This window comes from Arthrobacter arnarulunnguaqae (assembly GCF_051262515.1).
GTDB lineage: Bacteria > Actinomycetota > Actinomycetes > Actinomycetales > Micrococcaceae > Arthrobacter_N.
Map to the genome: position 1 here is coordinate 14,841 of NZ_JBIMER010000019.1, position 17,454 is coordinate 32,294.

Here is a 17,454-nt window from a genome sequence, read left to right on the forward strand (position 1 = left end):
TCAGGGCCGCGGCACCACGAAATGCGTGATGCGGGCATCGCGGCCGTCCAGCTCGGCCCAGGGCTTCGTGATCTCCATGGCCGTGAGCCCCAGCGTGGGGTAGCGGGTGGCCATCTCCATGACGTCTTCCTCGAAGGAATCGACCGAGGCCAACCGCATGGACAGGTCCTGGACGGTCGGCAGGTGGCCGATCACCAGCAGCGTTCCCACCGTCTCCGGCGTCTCGTTGATGATCGAGAGCAGCGCCGTGGAATCGGCGCCGTAGACGCGGCTGTCCAGGTACGGCGTTGGGCCCTTCTCGCCCAGCTCGCTGCCGACCCACGCGCAGGTGGAGCGTGCACGCAGCGCGTCGGAGCACACGATGTAGTCCGGGACCATCCCGTTTTCCACCATCCACCGTCCCGCCAGGGGCGCCTCGCGCTCGCCGCGGGATCCCAGCGGGCGGTCGTGGTCCTGGACGCCGAAGGGGTAGTCCGACTTCGCGTGCCGCAGGACCAGCAGACGCTTGATGTGGTGGTCGCTCATGGTTCCAGCGTAGGCGCAGACGGGCGCAGGCCCCTGCGTGGCGCGCAGACCCCAGCGGGGGACTGCGGTTCACGCAAGGGCCTGCGCCCGGCCCGCCGAAGCGGAGCCGCAGCGAGCCGCTCGGGCTAGATGCTGTATTCCGGGGCGGCCCAGACGACGACCTCGGGGTGCTCGTAGAAGCGGTAGCCCTGGCCGCGGACCGTGCGGACGGTGTTGGCCAGGCGTCCCAGCTTGGAGCGCAGGCGGCGGATGTGCACGTCGATGGTCCGCTCGTTCGGGATCTCCTCGGCGTTGCGCCACAGGTTGCCCAGCAACTCGTCGCGGCCGACCGTGCGGGAGCCGTTCTCGACGAGGTAGTTCAGCAGCTCGAACTCCTTGAAGGTGAGGTTGAGCGTCTCGCCGTCGAGGTGCACCTCGCGGCGGGAGAGATCGATCAGGACGCCGGAGAGGCGTTGCGAGGCCTGTGCGGGTCGGGCCGGGGTCTCGGTGCGCGGGCGGCGGGAGACCGTCGGGTCGCCCAGCGCCTGGCGCACGACGTCGATGTTGTCGCCGGTGGCGTTGGCCGGGGCCAAGGCAACGGCGGCGTGCGTCTGGGCCTCGGGGGCCAGCGTCTGGAGGAAGGCGCGGACCTGCGTGGCAAGCTTGCCCAGCGAAGTCCCCTGGGCCTGCGCGGCCGACTCGTCGAGACCGACATAGAGGACGAAACCACGGGCCGCCGTGTCCGGCGTAACCTCCTGGGGGCCGGGAATTCCGTTTCCGGCGACCACTGGTGTCGGCGCGGTCATCGGCTGCGCATCCTGTCCACCGGGCACCGCGTGGAGCTGGCGGAAGCCGGCGGGCGCGGCGAACGATGACCGTCCAACCGGCTGCCGCTGGGCGGCCGCGGCGCGGTTCTGGGCGTTGCGGATGGAGATGTGGACGTATCCGGAAGTGACGGACATCTTGATACCTCGTAACTGTGCGAAGAGTCTGTGATCGGCGTGAATGCTGCGGGTGCGCCATCCGGCGGTCCGTGGTGACGGAGGACGGGGGCGCGGGTCTGGCCTGGCGGTTCCCGTGTGGGGAGGGCTAGGCCTGCATTCGACAACAGCTCCGCGCGCGGCCAACTCCGTGGCCCCACGTTGGCCCTGTCGCTTCAGGTGCTATTGCGTCGATGTTCACAAAAACCAGTTTGCGCGTAATAAATCGAACCCGCAAGTAATATTCATGCACCCGTTCCACATTGTGAGACGAACAACCGTGGATGTGACGCAGTTCACTTTGGTCACTTGCGAGAAATTCCCCGCCGACACCGGTCCCGATGTACATGCATCTCGATTGCAGTTGGCAGATATGACCAACAGTCGCGGCGCATACGAGCGCAATGTCCACGTATGCATAAATATGCACGACCGCTGGACACGGCACTCCCGCCTTGACTATGCTCCGCCGATCAAGGTGGAATCCCCGGCGGCATCCGCGCTCGAATTCCCACCGCAACAGCGGCGGGACCGGCGCCACCGCGGTATGACCGGCGCTAGGCTGAACGAACACGCCGTCCAACGCACCACGCCGCTCCGGCAGCAGCGCGAACCAGCCGAACAGCCTGGGCGCGGCCTCACAGCGCCGCCACAGGTGCGTCTCAGGTCAGGCCCATTCACGGGCCGGAAAGTGGATCCATGACCAACTCGCGTTTCAGCCCCAGCCAGCTCCCCCGTCTGGAGCACCAGGACGGGACCCCCATCCGTGCGCTGGTCGTCGACGACGAGCCTTCGCTCGCCGAATTGGTCAGCATGGGCGCGCGCATGATGGGCTGGGATGTCCAGGTGGCCCACGACGGTCCCACCGCCGTCGCGGCCGCCCGCTCCTACTCCCCCGACGTGCTGGTGCTGGACTGGATGCTCCCCGGATTCGAGGGGACCGAGGTGTTGCGCAAGGTCCGCTCGTTCCAGCCGGACGTGCCGGCGTTGTTCCTCACCGCCAAGGACGCCGTCGAGGACCGGATCGAGGGACTGTCCGTGGGTGGCGACGACTACGTCACCAAACCGTTCAGTCTGGAGGAGGTCCTGCTGCGCCTGCACCGGATCGTCGAGCGCTCCGGCGCCGCGTCCGCCAACCCGGTGGAGCTGGTGGTCGGGGACCTGGTCCTCAACACGGACATGCGCGAGGTCGTCCGCGGCGGCGAGGAAATCACGCTGACCGCCACGGAGTTCGATCTTCTTCGCTACCTGATGGAAAACAAGCGCCGCGTCATGTCCAAGGGGCAGATCCTGGACAACGTGTGGCAGTACGACTTCGGCGGCCAGGCGAACATCGTCGAGCTCTATGTCTCCTACCTGCGCAAGAAGATCGACGCCGGACGCGAACCCATGATCCACACCGTGCGCGGCGCCGGGTACGTCCTCAAGCCCGCCACGTGACGCCGGGCGCCGTGACCCCTCGCCGTCGGTCGCTGAGCGCGCGGCTGCTGGCCGCCGTCGTCGCGTTGTTGGCCCTGGTCTGCCTGGTGATCGGGCTCATCACGCACACCGCCATGCGCTCCACCCTCTACGCGCAGGTCGACGAGCAGCTGGCGTTCGCCTCGGAGCGGGCCTCGGCCTTCGGCGGGCGCGGCGACGGCAGCGATCCGCTCAATGCGCCGGGCCAGGCGTCCGGCACCCTGAACGCCCGGCTGATCGGCAACACGCTGCAGATCGGCGGCGTCCTCGATTCGGAGACCGGCGACCGGCGGGACATTTCGGACTTCACCCAGGACGACGCCGATGCGATCGCCGCGGTGACGCCCGGCGCCTCCCCCGTCGATATCCGCCTGTCGTTCGGCGAATACCGGCTAATGGCCGTTTCCGTCGATCCCGGATCGGGTTCCGGGTGGACACTGATCACCGGGCTGCCGCTGCGCCCGGCGGAGAACACGCTCGCGTCGCTCTCGTGGACCATGCTGCTGGTGTCCGGCGCGGGCGTCGCGGCTACCGGGCTCATCGGGTCCTTGATCATCCAGCGATCGCTGCGCCCGCTGGAGCGGGTGTCCGCCGTCGCGGGCTCGGTGGCGACCCTGCCGCTGGACGCCGGCGAGGTCCGGCTCGCCCATCGCGTTTCGCCGGCCGATTCCGAGCCCGGAACGGAAGCGGGGAACGTCGGCCACGCGCTGAACGCCCTGCTGGACAACGTCGAATCCGCTCTCGAGGCGCGGCAGGCGTCGGAGGAGAAGATGCGCCGCTTCGTCGCGGACGCCTCCCACGAGCTCCGCACCCCGCTGGCCTCGGTGCGCGGCTACTCGGAACTCGTGTCCGCCACGGAGCATCTGAGCCCGGACGGGCAGCGGTCGCTGGACCGGATCGTGGAGCAGAGCCGGCGCATGGGCTCGCTGGTCGAAAACCTGCTGCTGCTCGCCCGGCTGGACGAGGGCCAGCAGCCGACCCCCGGCGAGGTCGACCTGACGCTCCTGGTGGCGGAGGCCGCGCGGGACTTCCGGGTCACCGCGCCCGAACACCAGTGGCGGCTGGACCTGCCGTCCGTCCCGTTGGTGGTCCACGGCGACGCCGGACAGCTGGCGCGCGTCCTGAACAACCTGCTGTCCAACGCCCACAAGCACACGCCGGAGGGAACGGTCGTGGAGGCGACCCTGGCGCGGGAAGCGGACGGGCGCCGCGCGGTCCTGACCGTCGCGGACTCCGGGGAGGGAATCGACCCGGAATTCCTGCCGAAGGTCTTCTCCCGCTTCACCCGGGCCGACGCCGCCCGGTCGGGCGACGACGAAACCACAGGCCTCGGCCTTCCGATCGTCAAGGCGATCGTTGAGGCGCACGGCGGCGACATTTCGGTCGCCAGCGAGCCCGGACGCACGGAGTTCAGGGTCGCCCTTCCTCTGACCACACCCTCCCAACCCCGCGAAGTGGACATTTCCTCTGGTAGTTAACCCTCGGTAATGTCCACTTCGGGGGGCGCGGACGGGGAGTAGCGGCAGGCGGCTAGTGGGCGAGTCCGTAGAGGCGGTCGCCGGCGTCGCCGAGGCCGGGGACGATGTAGGACTTCTCGTTCAGGCGCTCGTCGAGGGAACCCAACACCAGGTGGACCCGGTCGTCGGCGCCGTGTTCGGCCTCGAGGCGCTCGATGCCCTCCGGCGCCGCGATGAGGCAAATGCACGTGACGTCGTCGGCGCCGCGGTCGAAGAGGAACTTGATGGCCTCCACCAGCGTTCCGCCGGTCGCGAGCATGGGATCCAGCACGAACACCTGGCGGCCGGTGAGGTCCGCGGGGAGGCGTTCGGCGTAGGTGATGATGTCCAGCGTCTCCTCGTTCCGGGCCATGCCCAGGAAACCGACCTCGGCGGTCGGCACCAGCCGGGTCATGCCCTCGAGCATGCCGAGCCCGGCGCGGAGGATCGGGACCACCAGCGGGGTCGGCTTGGCGAACGCCGTGCCCATGGTTTTCGCGACGGGGGTCTCCACCTCGACGTCGACCGTCCGCACCTCGCGGGTGGCCTCGTACGCCAGGAGAGTCACCAGCTCGTCCGTCAGTTGCCGGAAGACCGGTGAGGGGGTGTTCTTGTCCCGCAGGACCGAGACCTTGTGGGCCACCAACGGGTGGTCGACTACCTGTACGCGCATGCCCCCAAAACTACCAGCCCTCCCCCGCGCCTGAACTAAGGTTGGACGGTGATCCGGGATGATGCGCACCATCGCGCGTGGATGGGACTGGCCCTCGACGAGGCCGGCCGCGCGCTGGCCACGGGCGACGTGCCAATCGGCGCCGTCGTCGTCGGTCCGGACGGCGCCGTCCTCGCGACCGGCCGCAACGAGCGGGAGGCCGACGGCGACCCCACCGCCCACGCGGAGATGGTCGCCATCCGAGCGGCCGCCGCAGCGTTGCGCGACCGGGGCGACGGCGACGGGTGGCGCCTCGCCGACTGCACCCTGGTGGTGACGCTGGAGCCGTGCGCGATGTGTGCCGGGGCGATCGTCCTGGCGCGGATCCCCCGGGTGGTGTTCGGCGCGTGGGACGAGAAGGCCGGCGCCTCCGGTTCGGTGTTCGACGTCCTGCGCGAGCCGCGCCTGAACCACTGGGTCGAGGTGTTTCCCGGCGTGAGGGCGACGGAGTCCGCCACCCTCCTGCGGGAGTTCTTCGCCCGCCTGCGCTGAGCCCCAGGCGACGAACGGACCGGGGACGACGACGGAGCCCCGGTTTTGGGCAGAGTCCCCGGCTCCGGTACAGTGGACCAGTCTGGTGACGTGTCCGAGCGGCCGAAGGTGCAACACTCGAAATGTTGTTTGGTGTCAAAGCCAACGTGGGTTCAAATCCCACCGTCACCGCCACATGGCAAAACCCCTGGCTCCCTTTGTAGATAAGGGACCAGGGGTTTTTGCTTACCGGAAACAAGCCTTTTGTGTATACAGTTCCATCAGTTGACACACTGAACACACGGAATCCGTCACCAGCGAGGTCTCAACCCGCGAACTTCGCAACCAGCTTTCCGACGTGTTGGGCCGGGCGATGTACGCCGACGAACGCATCGGTGTCACGCGGAACGGGAAACTCGCCGCCGTCGTCGTTGGCGTCGAAGACTTTGAGGCGCTTGAGGAATTTGAGTTCGCCAAGGACATCGCGGCCTACGACAAAACCGAGGATGACGGCGTGCGCATCAGCCACCATGATTTGGTGGCCGACCTCACTACATGAGCTACCGCGTCGAATACACCAGCGCGGCAGCAAAGCTGATCAGGAAACTACCTGCCCGTGATGGAGAGTGCGCGCCGGGACCTACAGGTCATCTGCGAAATCGAAGACGACAAGCTCCTTGTGACCATCCTCCGGGCCGGGCACCCACGCGACATCTACGATGCATAGCCGACAGCACAATGCCCCTGCCGGTCTCAGTCGGCAGGGGCATCTCTGTGCTTGTCTCGCGCCGTTGGGTTAGCGAAGAGATGGCACGACACTACTAGTCGGTCACGTTTTTGTAAAACGTCAATTCAGGCGAGTCTAAAGCGCTTCGAAATTCCGCCTGACCATCGCATTGGCCCGGCGCCACCCGAGCCTGTCGTAGAAAGGCACCACGTCGTCGTCGCACACCAGATCGATCGAGTACAGGTGCCCGAGTTCGGCCACCATGCGCTCGACGAGTTCCTTGCCGATCCCGCGGCCCTGGCGGGCCGGCAGGACCTCCAACCACGGGATGAACGATGTCGCGACGCCGTCGGAGACCGCCGTGATGAAACCGACCACCCGCCCGTCCTCCAGCGCCACCAGCGCCCGGTAGCTGCCACGCAGAACGGCGAGGTGTTTCGCGGACGACGGCGGCGCCGGCTACCCGACGAAGAACCCACCTTCCAGCGAGTCCGCGCTCAGGGTCGATACGTCGAAAGTGTAGGTAACTACGGGTGCGCTCATCCGGCCACGCTAGCGCGGCTCCGCGCCGGACGCCGGGAGTCCGCGCTCCCGCCGGACGCTGCGCACGGTGCGGAACACGCGGTGCGCCAAAACCACCAAGGCGGACCACGCCAGCCCCAGCGCCCACGCCGCCGCGACGTCCGTGAACCAATGGTGGCCCAGAAACACCCTGCTGATCCCCATCAGCACCACAAACAGCGAGCAGCCCAGGATTACCGCAACCCGCCCCAGCGTGGAGTCGATCTCCAGACAGCACAGGTACGCGATCACGGCGATGATCGCCGTCGCGTTCAGGGTGTGCCCGCTCGGGAACGACGGCGATGCCTCGTACGGGGGAACGGCGTCGGCCAGGTCCGGCCGCGCACGGCCAATCACGTTCTTGCCCACCACCGTCATCGCCAGGGACCCGAGCGCCGTGATCCCCACCAGGATCAGCGGGCGCCACGACCTGCTCACCCGGGACAGCACGGCGATCACCACCACGGCCAGGGCCGGCATGCCGATGGTCCCGCCGACGTGCGTGAACATCGTGGTCGCCGAACTCAGTTCGGGCGTCCGCAGGCCGATCATCCAGCTCAGCAGCGGCCGGTCCACCCCGGCGACGCCGTTGTCCGCCGCGACCGACTCGTAGACCTCCGCGGCCACGGCCGCCAACGCCACGACGAAGGCCCCGCCGATCAGGAGTGTGATCCACATCGCGCCGTACGGCCCCAGCCCCGTGGGGAGCTTCCCCAACGTTGTCCGCAACCAAGCGGTCACCGGTTCGATTCGCATTCCTGAAAGGATAGACCCATGTCCCTGAAGATCATCGCCATAGGCAAGAAGCACGAATCCTGGGTGGCCGAGGGGATCGGACGCTACGACAAGCGCATGAAGAAACCGTTCGACCTCGCGTGGCAACTCCTCCCCCACTCCTCCCGGGAGGGCACCGCCGCGCGCACCGAGGAATCCGAGCGCATCCTCGCCAAGGTCGGCGAGCGCGACTTCCTCGTCCTCCTCGACGAGCGCGGCAAAAACATCGACTCGCCCGGCCTCGCCGGCACCCTGCGGGCGCCGCTCGACGCCTCGCGGAACGTCGTCCTGGCCATCGGCGGCGCCTACGGGGTCGACGACTCCGTCCACCGGCGCGCCGACTTCGTCTGGAGCCTCTCCAAGCTGGTCTTCCCGCACCAGCTGGTCCGGCTGATCCTCGCCGAGCAGCTCTACCGCGCGCAGGAGATCGCCGCGGGACGCCCGTACCACCACGAATAGTCCCGACGGTGCCGGCCGGCGCGGGTAGCGTGGTGGTACGGGAACACATCCCTTCGAGGAAGGCAGCACCATGACACGGCGTCCACTGACCCTGATCGCGGCCGCACTGGCCATCCCGGCCCTCGCCCTGGCCGGATGCTCGGCCCCCGGGCCCGACGCCGGGACCTCCTCGAACGGGTCGGGTTCGGCCACGCCGTCCTCGCCGTCAACGAGTACGACGCCGGCTCCCTCGCCGTCGTCGGCCGCTTCCTCATCCGGCTCGGCGGCCGACACTTCGACGCCTTCCGCGGACGAACCCTGCAGCGCGATGAACTTCGAGGTCACGCTGGAGGACCTCGCCGGCGGCGCCGACGCCGGCGGCACCACGCGTTCCCTGCACCTCACGAACCAGGGGGACGCCTGCACCCTCGCCGGGCACCCGATCGTCACCCACCAGGTGAACGAGGGCCTGATCGTCGGCGCCCCGGCCCAAAACGCGGGAACGCCGGCTCCCGAGATGGTCGTCGGGTCCGAAGCGACCGTCACGGCCACCGTGCGCGAACGCCAGGCGGGGAAAATCGATCCCGCCGACTGCCGCCCCACCGAGGCGACCCTGCTCGCCGTCGCACTGCGGGACGGGGGCGAAACCAACTACATCAAGCGCAGCGCCACCGCCTGCGCCTCGACGTCGGTCCCCCTGCTCGAGGTCGGCCCCTACGAGCTGTCCGAGGAGGAGCCCACGCCCGATTCGGAGTCGGGCACGGAGTCGGACGCCAAGCCCGAGGAGTAGGCCACCCAACCCGTCGGGGGCGCGGCGTAGGCTAAGGCCGATGGCCAAAGAGTCGACCGCAACCACGGTGCTGGACCGCTTCACCCCGGCCACCCGCGAATGGTTCAGGGGTGCCTTTGCCGCGCCGACCGAGGCGCAGTTGGGTGCCTGGGACGCGATCTCGGCCGGAGACAACGCGCTGGTGGTCGCCCCGACCGGATCCGGCAAGACGCTCTCGGCGTTCCTCTGGGCGCTGGACTCCTTTATCCGCGAGTCGAACAACCGGCCGGAACCCGAGAAGGCCCCGCGACGCACAACGCGCGTCCTGTACATCTCCCCGCTGAAGGCCCTCGGCGTGGACGTGGAGCGGAACCTCCGGTCCCCGCTGATCGGCATCACCCAGACCGCCGCCCGGCTGGGGCTGCCCGCCCCCGAGATCACGGTCGGCGTCCGTTCCGGGGACACGCCGCCCGCGGACCGCCGCCGCCTGCTCACCCGGCCACCGGACATCCTGATCACCACCCCGGAGTCGCTGTTCCTGATGCTGACCTCCCAGGCCCGCGAGACGCTCGCGGCCGTCGACACCGTGATCCTGGACGAAGTCCACGCCGTCGCCGGGACCAAGCGCGGAGCCCACCTGGCCGTGTCGCTCGAACGCCTCGACGCGCTGCTGCCGAAGCCCGCCCAGCGGATCGGGCTCTCCGCCACCGTCGAGCCCCGCGAGGAGGTGGCCCGGTTCCTCGGCGGCGCCCTGCCCGTCCGGATCGTCGCCCCGCCGTCCACCAAGCGGTGGGACCTCACGGTCACCGTCCCGGTGGAGGACATGACGGACCTGCCCGCGGCCGCGGCCGCCCACGACCTCGGGGCGGCGTCCGGGCTGCAGCCGCAGGCCAGCATCTGGCCCCACGTCGAGGAAAAGATCGTCGACCTGATCGAGGCGAACCGGTCCACGATCGTCTTCGCCAACTCGCGGCGGCTCGCCGAGCGCCTCACGGCCCGGCTGAACGAGATCAACGAACAGCGCGCGATGGCGGGCCCGGACGATCCGTGGGTACGGCCGGACACCGCGCCGGGGACCGGGACCGGGACCGAGCGGACCCCGCGGAACGGCCCGCCCGCGGAACTGATGGCGCAGGCGGGCTCGACGTCCGGCGCCGAGCCGCTCCTCGCGCGCGCCCACCACGGCTCGGTGTCCAAGGACCAGCGCGCCCAGATCGAGGACGACCTGAAGTCCGGCCGCCTGCGCTGCGTCGTCGCGACGTCGTCCCTCGAGCTCGGCATCGACATGGGCCTGGTCGATCTCGTGGTCCAGGTCGAATCTCCGAACTCGGTGGCCTCGGGCCTGCAGCGCGTGGGCCGCGCCGGCCACCAGGTCGGCGAGGTCTCCCAGGGCGTCTTTTTCCCCAAGCACCGCGGGGACCTGGTCAACACCACGGTGACGGTCGAACGCATGCGCGCCGGCGGCATCGAACCGCTGTCCATCCCCGCGAACCCGCTGGACATCCTCGCGCAGCAGACGGTCGCGGCCACGGCGCTCGGCTCCGTCGACGCGGAGGAGTGGTTCGACGTCGTCCGCCGCTCGGCGCCGTTCGCGTCCCTGCCGCGCTCCGCGTTCGAGGCGACGCTGGACCTGCTGGCCGGCAAGTACCCGTCCGACGAGTTCGCGGAGCTGCGACCGCGGATCGTCTGGGACCGCGGCGCCGGCACCATCCTCGGCCGCCCCGGCGCCCAGCGGCTCGCGGTGACCAGCGGAGGCACCATCCCCGACCGCGGGTTGTTCGGCGTCTTCCTCGTCGGTTCCGAGGACGCCGCCAAGGGCGGCCGGCGCGTGGGCGAGCTCGACGAGGAGATGGTCTACGAATCGCGCGTCGGGGACGTGTTCGCCCTCGGAGCCACCAGCTGGAAGATCGAGGACATCACGCACGACCGCGTCCTGGTCTCCCCAGCGTTCGGCCAACCGGGCAAGCTCCCGTTCTGGAAGGGCGACTCCCTGGGCCGCCCCGTGGAGCTCGGGCGGGCCCTCGGGGCCTTCCGGCGCGAGCTCGCCGCCTCCACCCCGGACGACGCCGGCGCCCGCCTCGCGGCCGCGGGCCTGGACGCGTGGGCGGCCGCCAACGTCACCGCCTACCTGCGCGAACAGCAAGAGGCCACGACCGTGGTCCCGAACGACACGACGCTGGTGGTCGAGCGCTTCCAGGACGAGCTCGGCGACTGGCGCGTGGTGCTGCATTCCCCCTTCGGCCTGCCCGTTCACGCCCCCTGGGCCCTGGCCGTCGGCGCGCGCCTGCACCAGCGCTACGGCCTGGACGGCTCCGCCATGGCGGCCGACGACGGGATCGTGCTCCGCGTCCCGATGATGGAGGACGAACCGCCCGGTGCCGAGCTGTTCCTGTTCGAGGAGGACGAGCTCGACGCGATCGTCACCGCGGAGGTGGGCGGCTCCGCGCTGTTCGCCTCGCGCTTCCGCGAGTGCGCGGCGCGGGCGCTCCTGCTCCCGCGGCAGAACCCCGCCAAGCGGACGCCCCTGTGGCAGCAGCGCCAGCGGTCGGCCCAACTGCTGGACGTCGCGCGGAAGTACCCGACGTTCCCGATCATCCTCGAGACCGTCCGCGAGTGCCTCCAGGACGTGTACGACCTCCCGGCGCTGCGCGCCATCGCCGCGGCCATCGGCAAGCGCGAGCTCCGGATCCTGGAGACCACCACCCGCCAACCGTCGCCGTTCGCGCAGTCCCTGCTGTTCGGCTACGTCGCCCAGTTCCTCTACGAGGGCGATTCCCCGCTGGCAGAGCGCCGCGCCGCCGCCCTGTCGCTGGACCCCGGGCTCCTGAACGACCTGCTGGGCCGCGCCGAACTCCGCGAGCTCCTGGAACCGGCGGTGATCGCCCGCACGGAGGCCGAACTCCAGCGGCTCACCGAGGACCGCAAACTCAAGGGCCTCGAGGGCACCGCGGACCTGCTGCGCCTCTTGGGCCCGCTCGGGGCCGGGGACATCGACCGCCGGCTCCACCCCGATCCGGGGTCGGGGGGCGCCGAGGCCCACGTCCGGGCGCTGGTGCGCGCGAACCGCGCCCTGACCGTCAACGTCGCGGGCCGGCAGGTGCACGCCGCGATCGAGGACGCCTCCCGGCTGCGCGACGCGCTGGGGGTCCCCCTGCCGATTGGCGTGCCGCTGGCCTTCATCGAGCCGGTCGCGGACCCGCTCGGGGACCTCGTCGGACGCTTCGCCCGCACCCACGGCCCGTTCACCGCCGCCGAGGCGGCGGAGCGGCTGGGACTGGGCACCGCCGTCGTGCTCTCGGTGTTGCGGCGGCTGGGCACGGAGGGCCGCGTCGTCGAGGGCGAGTTCCGGCCCACCGAAACCGCGCAGACGGACGACGCCGCGCGCCCGGCGCCCAGCGAATGGTGCGACGCCGAGGTCCTGCGGAAGATCCGCCGCCGTTCCCTGGCCGCGCTCCGGGCCGAGGTCGAGCCCGTGGACACCGACACCTACGGGCGGTTCCTCCCCAAATGGCAGTTCGTCGGCGAGAACCTGCGCGGCATCGACGGGGTCGCGACCGTGATCGACCAGCTCTCCGGCGTCCCGGTCCCGGCGAGCGCCTGGGAGACGTTCGTGCTGCCGGCGCGCGTCCGGGACTACCAGCCGGCGATGCTCGACGGGCTCATGGCCACCGGCGAAGTGCTGTGGTCCGGGGCGGGCGGCCTGGCGGGAAACGACGGCTGGGTGTCGTTGCACCTGGCCGAACACGCGCCGCTGACGCTGACCCCTCAGTCGGGTTTCGAGCCGGGCGCGGTGCACCGATCCCTGCTGGACGTCCTCGGCACGGGAGGGGGCTATTTCTTCCGGCAGCTGGCCGAACCGGTGCGGGAAGCCCACTCTGCCCTGAACGACGTGGACATCCTCGGCGCGCTCTGGGAACTGGTGTGGGCCGGCCTCGTCGGGAACGATACCTTCGCCCCGGTGCGCGGCCTGCTGGGCGGGGGACGGACCGCGCACAAGCAGCGCGCCGGCGCTCCCCGCGCCCGCGCGGCCCGCATCGGCCGGCTCCGCGGCATGCGCGGACCCGGAATGCACGACGCCGGCCTCGCCACCGAGGCACGCGGGGCGGGACTGCGGCCCGGCGCTGCCGCACTCGCCACGCCTTCGCTGCCCGGGGCCGCCGGACGCTGGTCGCGGTTGCCCGCGCCGGAGGCGGACCCCACACTGCGGGCCCACGCCACGGCGGAGTACCTGTTGGACCGCTACGGCGTGCTGACGCGCGGCTCCGTGATGGCCGAGGACGTCCCCGGCGGGTTCGGGCTGCTGTACCGGGTCCTGAGCCGGCTGGAGGAGTCCGGGCGGACCCGCCGCGGCTACTTCATCGAACGCCTCGGGGCGGCGCAGTTCTCCGTCCCGGCGACGGTCGACCGGCTCCGCGGCCACACTCGGGACACCGACCTCGACGCGGTCCACGCGGCGGATTCCGCGGCGGGAGGCGCCGGTTCCTCCGCCGGGACGCCCGGCCGGGTTCCGGCAGCCGTCGCCCTGGCCGCCACCGATCCGGCGAACCCTTACGGGGCCGCCCTCCCGTGGCCCGCGCTGGAGGCGTCCCCGAACTCCCCCGCGGCCACGGGCCACCGCCCCGGGCGGAAGGCGGGCGCCGTCGTCGTGCTGGTGGATGGGGCGCTGTGCCTGTACGTCGAACGCGGCGGCAAGACCGTGCTGGCCTTCGGGAACGACGCCGGCGCGCTCGCCGCCGCGTCCCGCGCGCTGGTCGCCGCGCTGCGGACCGCCCGGGTGGACAAGATGTCCATGGAACGGGCCAACGGGTTGCCGATCCTGGATTCGGCGCTCGGATCCGCGCTGCTGGAGGCGGGCTTCTATTCGTCCCCCAGCGGCATCCGGTTCCGCCTGTGAACACCCCGAATACGGCCGCCCGCAGGATCCGCCGGACATTTCCCGCCCGCAACGTGCGCGTTCATGCAAGGATTGCAAGAGGTAGGGGAACCGCAATCGAGGACGTGATGTTCATTGGCTGAGGGAGACAGTGTCCACCGCATGGCGCGGATGCTGGACGCGGCCCTGACCGGTCGTGTCCTGCGGTCGACCGATTTCCGCGTGCCGCGCTACATCGGCCTGAGCCTGGCGGGATCCCGCGTGGGATCGGTGGTCTCCCGCGGCAAGCACCTCCTCATCCGCCTGGGTGAACTGAGCATCCACTGCGATCTCGCCGGCGAGGGGCGGTGGGACGTCTACGCCCCCGGCGAGCGCTGGCGCTCACCGGCGTTCAAGGCCAAGTGCGTCCTGAAGAACAACGACTTCCACGCCATCGGCTTCGAGCTGGCGTCCCTGCAGGTGATCCGCACGGTCGAGGAACCCGCCGTCGTCGGACACCTGGGTCCCGACCCCCTGGGCCACTACTGGGACGCCGAAGAGGCCACGCGGCGGTTGCTGCTCTCCCCGGACCGTGCCATCGGCCACGCGCTGGTGGACCAGCGGCTGATCGCCGGGCTCGGCAACGTCTTCCGGTCCGAGATGCTCTTCCTCGCCCGCGTGCACCCGCACCTTCCGGTGAGCGAGGTGCCGGACCTGCGGCTCGTCGTCGACCTGGCCCACCAGTTGCTGCACGCCAACAAGGACAGCGCCCGCCGCGTCACCACCCCGGCCGCGCATCCCGAACCGCACTGGGTCTACGGGCGCGCCGGGCGGCCGTGTCCGCGCTGCGGACAGGACATCGCCCACGAGCTCACCGAAACGGCAGAACTCTACTGGTGCCCCCAGTGCCAGTCGCTGCCGAGCAACGTGGCCGCCTCGGCGGGCACCGCCCGCTGAGGGGACCGCGGACGCCGGCGGCGGACGGCCATGGACGGACGCGCACCGCGGCGGTAGGTTGGCCGAACGGGCCCCGCGCAGGTCGGGGCCGCCGATACTTGGAGGATCTCCCATGGCGAACCACGTGTACAGCGTTTCCGAAATCGTCGGCACGTCCCCGGACGGCGTCGAGGCGGCCGTCGACAACGCCGTGGCCCAGGCGAACAAGACCCTGCGCAACCTGGACTGGTTCGAGGTGGGGCAGATCCGCGGCCACATCGTCGACGGCAAGGTCGCCGACTGGCAGGTGGCGATCAAGCTAGGCTTCCGTATCGACGACTAACCGCGCCCGGCGGTGCCGGGCCACGACGATGGAGCAGCGATGAGCACGCCAGCGCCGACGGACGCCCCGGGCGCCGTGCCCCACGCCGCGGACACGCACGCGGTGATCCGCGTGCAGGGCGCCCGGGTGAACAACCTCAGGGACGTCAGCGTCGAGATTCCGAAGCGGCGGCTCACGGTGTTCACCGGGGTGTCCGGCTCCGGCAAGAGCTCCCTGGTCTTCGGGACGATCGCCGCCGAGTCCCAGCGCATGATCAACGAGACCTACAGCGCGTTCGTGCAGGGCTTCGTGCCCTCGCTGGCGCGCCCCGAGGTCGACGCGCTCGAGGGGCTGACCACCGCCATCCTGGTGGACCAGGAGCGACTGGGCGCCAACCCGCGTTCCACGGTCGGGACGGTCACGGACGCGAACGCGATGCTGCGGATCCTGTTCAGCCGGCTCGGAGCCCCGTATGTCGGCCCGCCGACCGCGTTCTCCTTCAACGTCCCCACGCGCAAGGCCAGCGGGGTGATGAGCACCGAGAAGGGCGGACGGACCGAGCGGAGCGTGGTGCGCAACGTACTCTACCTCGGCGGGATGTGCCCGCGTTGCGAAGGCACGGGGGCGGTCTCCGACTTCGACCTCACCGCGCTGTACGACGACGGCAAGTCCCTCGCCGAGGGCGCGCTGACCATCCCCGGGTACAGCATGGACGGCTGGTACGGCCGTATCTTCAGCGGCGCCGGCTTCGACATGGACAAGCCCATCGCGAAGTTCAGCAAGAAGGAACTCGACGACCTCCTGTACAAGGAGCCGACGAAGATCAAGGTCGAGGGCATCAATCTCACCTTCGAGGGCGTGATCCCGAAGATCCAGAAGTCCATGCTCTCCAAGGACGTCGAGGCCATGCAGCCGCACATCCGCGCTTTCGTCGAGCGGGCCATCACGTTCCAGGCCTGCCCGGAGTGCGGCGGGACGCGGCTGAGCCCCGAGGCCCGGTCCGCCAAGATCCAGGGCCGGGGCATCGCCGACCTGTGCGCGATGCAGATCAGCGACCTGGCCGTCTGGGTCCGAACCCTCGAGGAGCCCACGGTCGCTCCCCTGTTGAGGGGCCTGCAGCACCTGCTCGACTCGTTCGCCGAGATCGGCCTCGGCTACCTCTCCCTGGACCGGCCGGCCGGCACGCTCTCCGGAGGCGAGGCCCAGCGCGCCAAGATGATCCGCCACCTCGGGTCCTCGCTCACCGACGTCACGTACGTCTTCGACGAGCCCACCATTGGCCTCCACCCCCACGACATCGAGCGCATGAACCAGCTGCTGCTGCAATTGCGCGACAAGGGCAACACGGTCCTCGTCGTCGAGCACAAGCCGGAGACGATCGCCATCGCGGACCGCGTCGTCGATCTGGGCCCCGGCGCGGGCACGGAGGGCGGCCGCGTCTGCTTCGAGGGCACCGTGGAGGACCTGCGCGCGAGCGACACCGTCACGGGCCGCCACCTCGACGACCGGGTCCGGTTCAGGGACTCCGTGCGCGCGCCCGCGGGAGCCCTCGAGGTACGCGGCGCGTCGACACACAACCTCCGCTGCGTCGACGTCGACATCCCCCTCGGCATCCTGTGCGTCGTCACCGGCGTCGCGGGTTCCGGCAAGAGCTCGCTGATCAACGGCTCGGTCGCCGGCCGCGAGGGCGTCGTCGTCATCGACCAGGCCGCGATCAAGGGTTCGCGCCGCAGCAACCCGGCAACCTACACGGGACTGCTCGAACCGATCCGCAAGGCGTTCGCCAAGGCCAACGGCGTGAAGCCGGCCCTTTTCAGCTCCAACTCCGAGGGCGCCTGCCCCACCTGCAACGGCGCGGGCGTCCTCTTCACCGAACTCGGCGTGATGGCGACCGTGGAGTCCACGTGCGAAGAATGCGAGGGCCGGCGCTTCCAGGCCGCCGTGCTGGAGTACACCCTCGGCGGCCTGGATATCTCGGAGGTCCTGGCGATGTCCGTGGCCGAGGCGGAGGCGTTCTTCGGCTCCGGGCACGCCCGCACCCCGGCCGCGCACAAGGTCCTGGACCGGCTCGTCGACGTCGGGCTCGGCTACCTCACGCTCGGCCAGCCCCTCACGACGCTGTCCGGCGGCGAGCGGCAACGCGTGAAGCTGGCCACGCAGATGGCCGAAAAGGGCGACGTCTACGTCCTCGACGAGCCGACCACCGGCCTGCACCTCGCGGACGTCGAAAACCTGTTGGGCCTGCTCGACCGACTCGTCGACTCCGGCAAGTCGGTCATCGTGATCGAGCACCACCAGGCCGTGATGGCGCACGCGGACTGGATCATCGACCTGGGTCCGGGCGCCGGGCACGACGGCGGCAAGGTCGTCTTCGAGGGGACGCCGGCGGACCTGTCGGCCGCCCGCTCCACCCTCACCGGCAAGCACCTCGCCGCGTACGTCGGGGGCTGAACG

At 70.3% G+C, this 17,454-nt stretch carries 14 protein-coding genes, 1 tRNA gene and 1 pseudogene; 11 read left to right on the forward strand and 5 right to left on the reverse strand.

The features are described from left to right. Positions 1–525 carry a SixA phosphatase family protein gene (locus ACHAAJ_RS13670; protein WP_435728742.1) on the reverse strand — a complete coding sequence of 175 codons (525 nt, stop codon included), beginning with the start codon at positions 523–525 and terminating at the stop codon, positions 1–3. A 125-nt stretch (positions 526–650) separates the two neighbouring features. Beyond that, complete coding sequence (locus tag ACHAAJ_RS13675) at positions 651–1,466, reverse strand: winged helix-turn-helix domain-containing protein (RefSeq protein WP_435728743.1); 816 nt, start codon at positions 1,464–1,466, stop codon at positions 651–653. Positions 1,467–2,183: 717 nt separating this feature from the next. Between ACHAAJ_RS13675 and ACHAAJ_RS13680 the strand changes: the two genes are divergently transcribed. Continuing rightward, positions 2,184–2,924, forward strand: coding sequence for a response regulator transcription factor (locus tag ACHAAJ_RS13680; protein ID WP_435728744.1), 741 nt, complete (start codon positions 2,184–2,186; stop codon positions 2,922–2,924). Between the two features lie 11 nt (positions 2,925–2,935). Continuing rightward, on the forward strand, positions 2,936–4,420 hold the full coding sequence (locus ACHAAJ_RS13685) for a sensor histidine kinase (protein ID WP_435728745.1): 1,485 nt from the start codon (positions 2,936–2,938) through the stop codon (positions 4,418–4,420). A 52-nt stretch (positions 4,421–4,472) separates the two neighbouring features. Here the strand turns inward: ACHAAJ_RS13685 and upp are convergent, their stop codons facing one another. After that, complete coding sequence (upp, locus tag ACHAAJ_RS13690) at positions 4,473–5,111, reverse strand: uracil phosphoribosyltransferase (RefSeq protein ID WP_435728746.1); 639 nt, start codon at positions 5,109–5,111, stop codon at positions 4,473–4,475. 81 nt (positions 5,112–5,192) lie between these two features. Here upp and ACHAAJ_RS13695 point away from each other — a divergent pair, with 81 nt between their 5' ends. From ACHAAJ_RS13695 to ACHAAJ_RS13705, 3 genes and pseudogenes are all read left to right on the forward strand, one after another. Then, the gene (locus ACHAAJ_RS13695; RefSeq protein WP_435728771.1) at positions 5,193–5,642 is read left to right on the forward strand and encodes a nucleoside deaminase; all 450 of its coding nucleotides are present in this window, start codon (positions 5,193–5,195) and stop codon (positions 5,640–5,642) included. An 84-nt stretch (positions 5,643–5,726) separates the two neighbouring features. Further along, positions 5,727–5,816, forward strand: a tRNA-Ser gene (locus ACHAAJ_RS13700). Positions 5,817–5,952: 136 nt separating this feature from the next. Continuing rightward, a pseudogene (locus tag ACHAAJ_RS13705) lies at positions 5,953–6,180 on the forward strand (type II toxin-antitoxin system prevent-host-death family antitoxin); the annotation flags it as partial. Between the two features lie 303 nt (positions 6,181–6,483). Here the strand turns inward: ACHAAJ_RS13705 and ACHAAJ_RS13710 are convergent. Both ACHAAJ_RS13710 and ACHAAJ_RS13715 read right to left on the reverse strand, forming a co-directional pair. Further along, positions 6,484–6,771 (reverse strand): GNAT family N-acetyltransferase, encoded by a 288-nt coding sequence (locus ACHAAJ_RS13710; protein WP_435728772.1) that lies wholly within the window; start codon positions 6,769–6,771, stop codon positions 6,484–6,486. A 129-nt stretch (positions 6,772–6,900) separates the two neighbouring features. Continuing rightward, positions 6,901–7,665 (reverse strand): phosphatase PAP2 family protein, encoded by a 765-nt coding sequence (locus ACHAAJ_RS13715; protein ID WP_435728747.1) that lies wholly within the window; start codon positions 7,663–7,665, stop codon positions 6,901–6,903. 18 nt (positions 7,666–7,683) lie between these two features. On the opposite strand from ACHAAJ_RS13715, the gene ACHAAJ_RS13720 reads away from it, so the two are divergent. From ACHAAJ_RS13720 to ACHAAJ_RS13745, 6 genes are all read left to right on the forward strand, one after another. Next, the gene (locus ACHAAJ_RS13720) at positions 7,684–8,142 is read left to right on the forward strand and encodes a 23S rRNA (pseudouridine(1915)-N(3))-methyltransferase RlmH (protein WP_435728748.1); all 459 of its coding nucleotides are present in this window, start codon (positions 7,684–7,686) and stop codon (positions 8,140–8,142) included. A gap of 70 nt (positions 8,143–8,212) precedes the next feature. Beyond that, positions 8,213–8,911 carry a DUF4232 domain-containing protein gene (locus ACHAAJ_RS13725; protein ID WP_435728749.1) on the forward strand — a complete coding sequence of 233 codons (699 nt, stop codon included), beginning with the start codon at positions 8,213–8,215 and terminating at the stop codon, positions 8,909–8,911. Positions 8,912–8,951: 40 nt separating this feature from the next. Next, entirely contained in the window at positions 8,952–13,784 is a 4,833-nt protein-coding gene (locus ACHAAJ_RS13730) for an ATP-dependent helicase (RefSeq protein WP_435728750.1), read from the forward strand. Positions 13,785–13,925: 141 nt separating this feature from the next. Continuing rightward, complete coding sequence (locus tag ACHAAJ_RS13735) at positions 13,926–14,699, forward strand: Fpg/Nei family DNA glycosylase (protein ID WP_435728751.1); 774 nt, start codon at positions 13,926–13,928, stop codon at positions 14,697–14,699. 112 nt (positions 14,700–14,811) lie between these two features. Beyond that, positions 14,812–15,021, forward strand: a complete 210-nt coding sequence (locus ACHAAJ_RS13740) for a dodecin (protein WP_435728752.1) — start codon at positions 14,812–14,814, stop codon at positions 15,019–15,021. Positions 15,022–15,060: 39 nt separating this feature from the next. After that, entirely contained in the window at positions 15,061–17,451 is a 2,391-nt protein-coding gene (locus ACHAAJ_RS13745; RefSeq protein ID WP_435728753.1) for an ATP-binding cassette domain-containing protein, read from the forward strand. Positions 17,452–17,454: the final 3 nt, after the last annotated feature.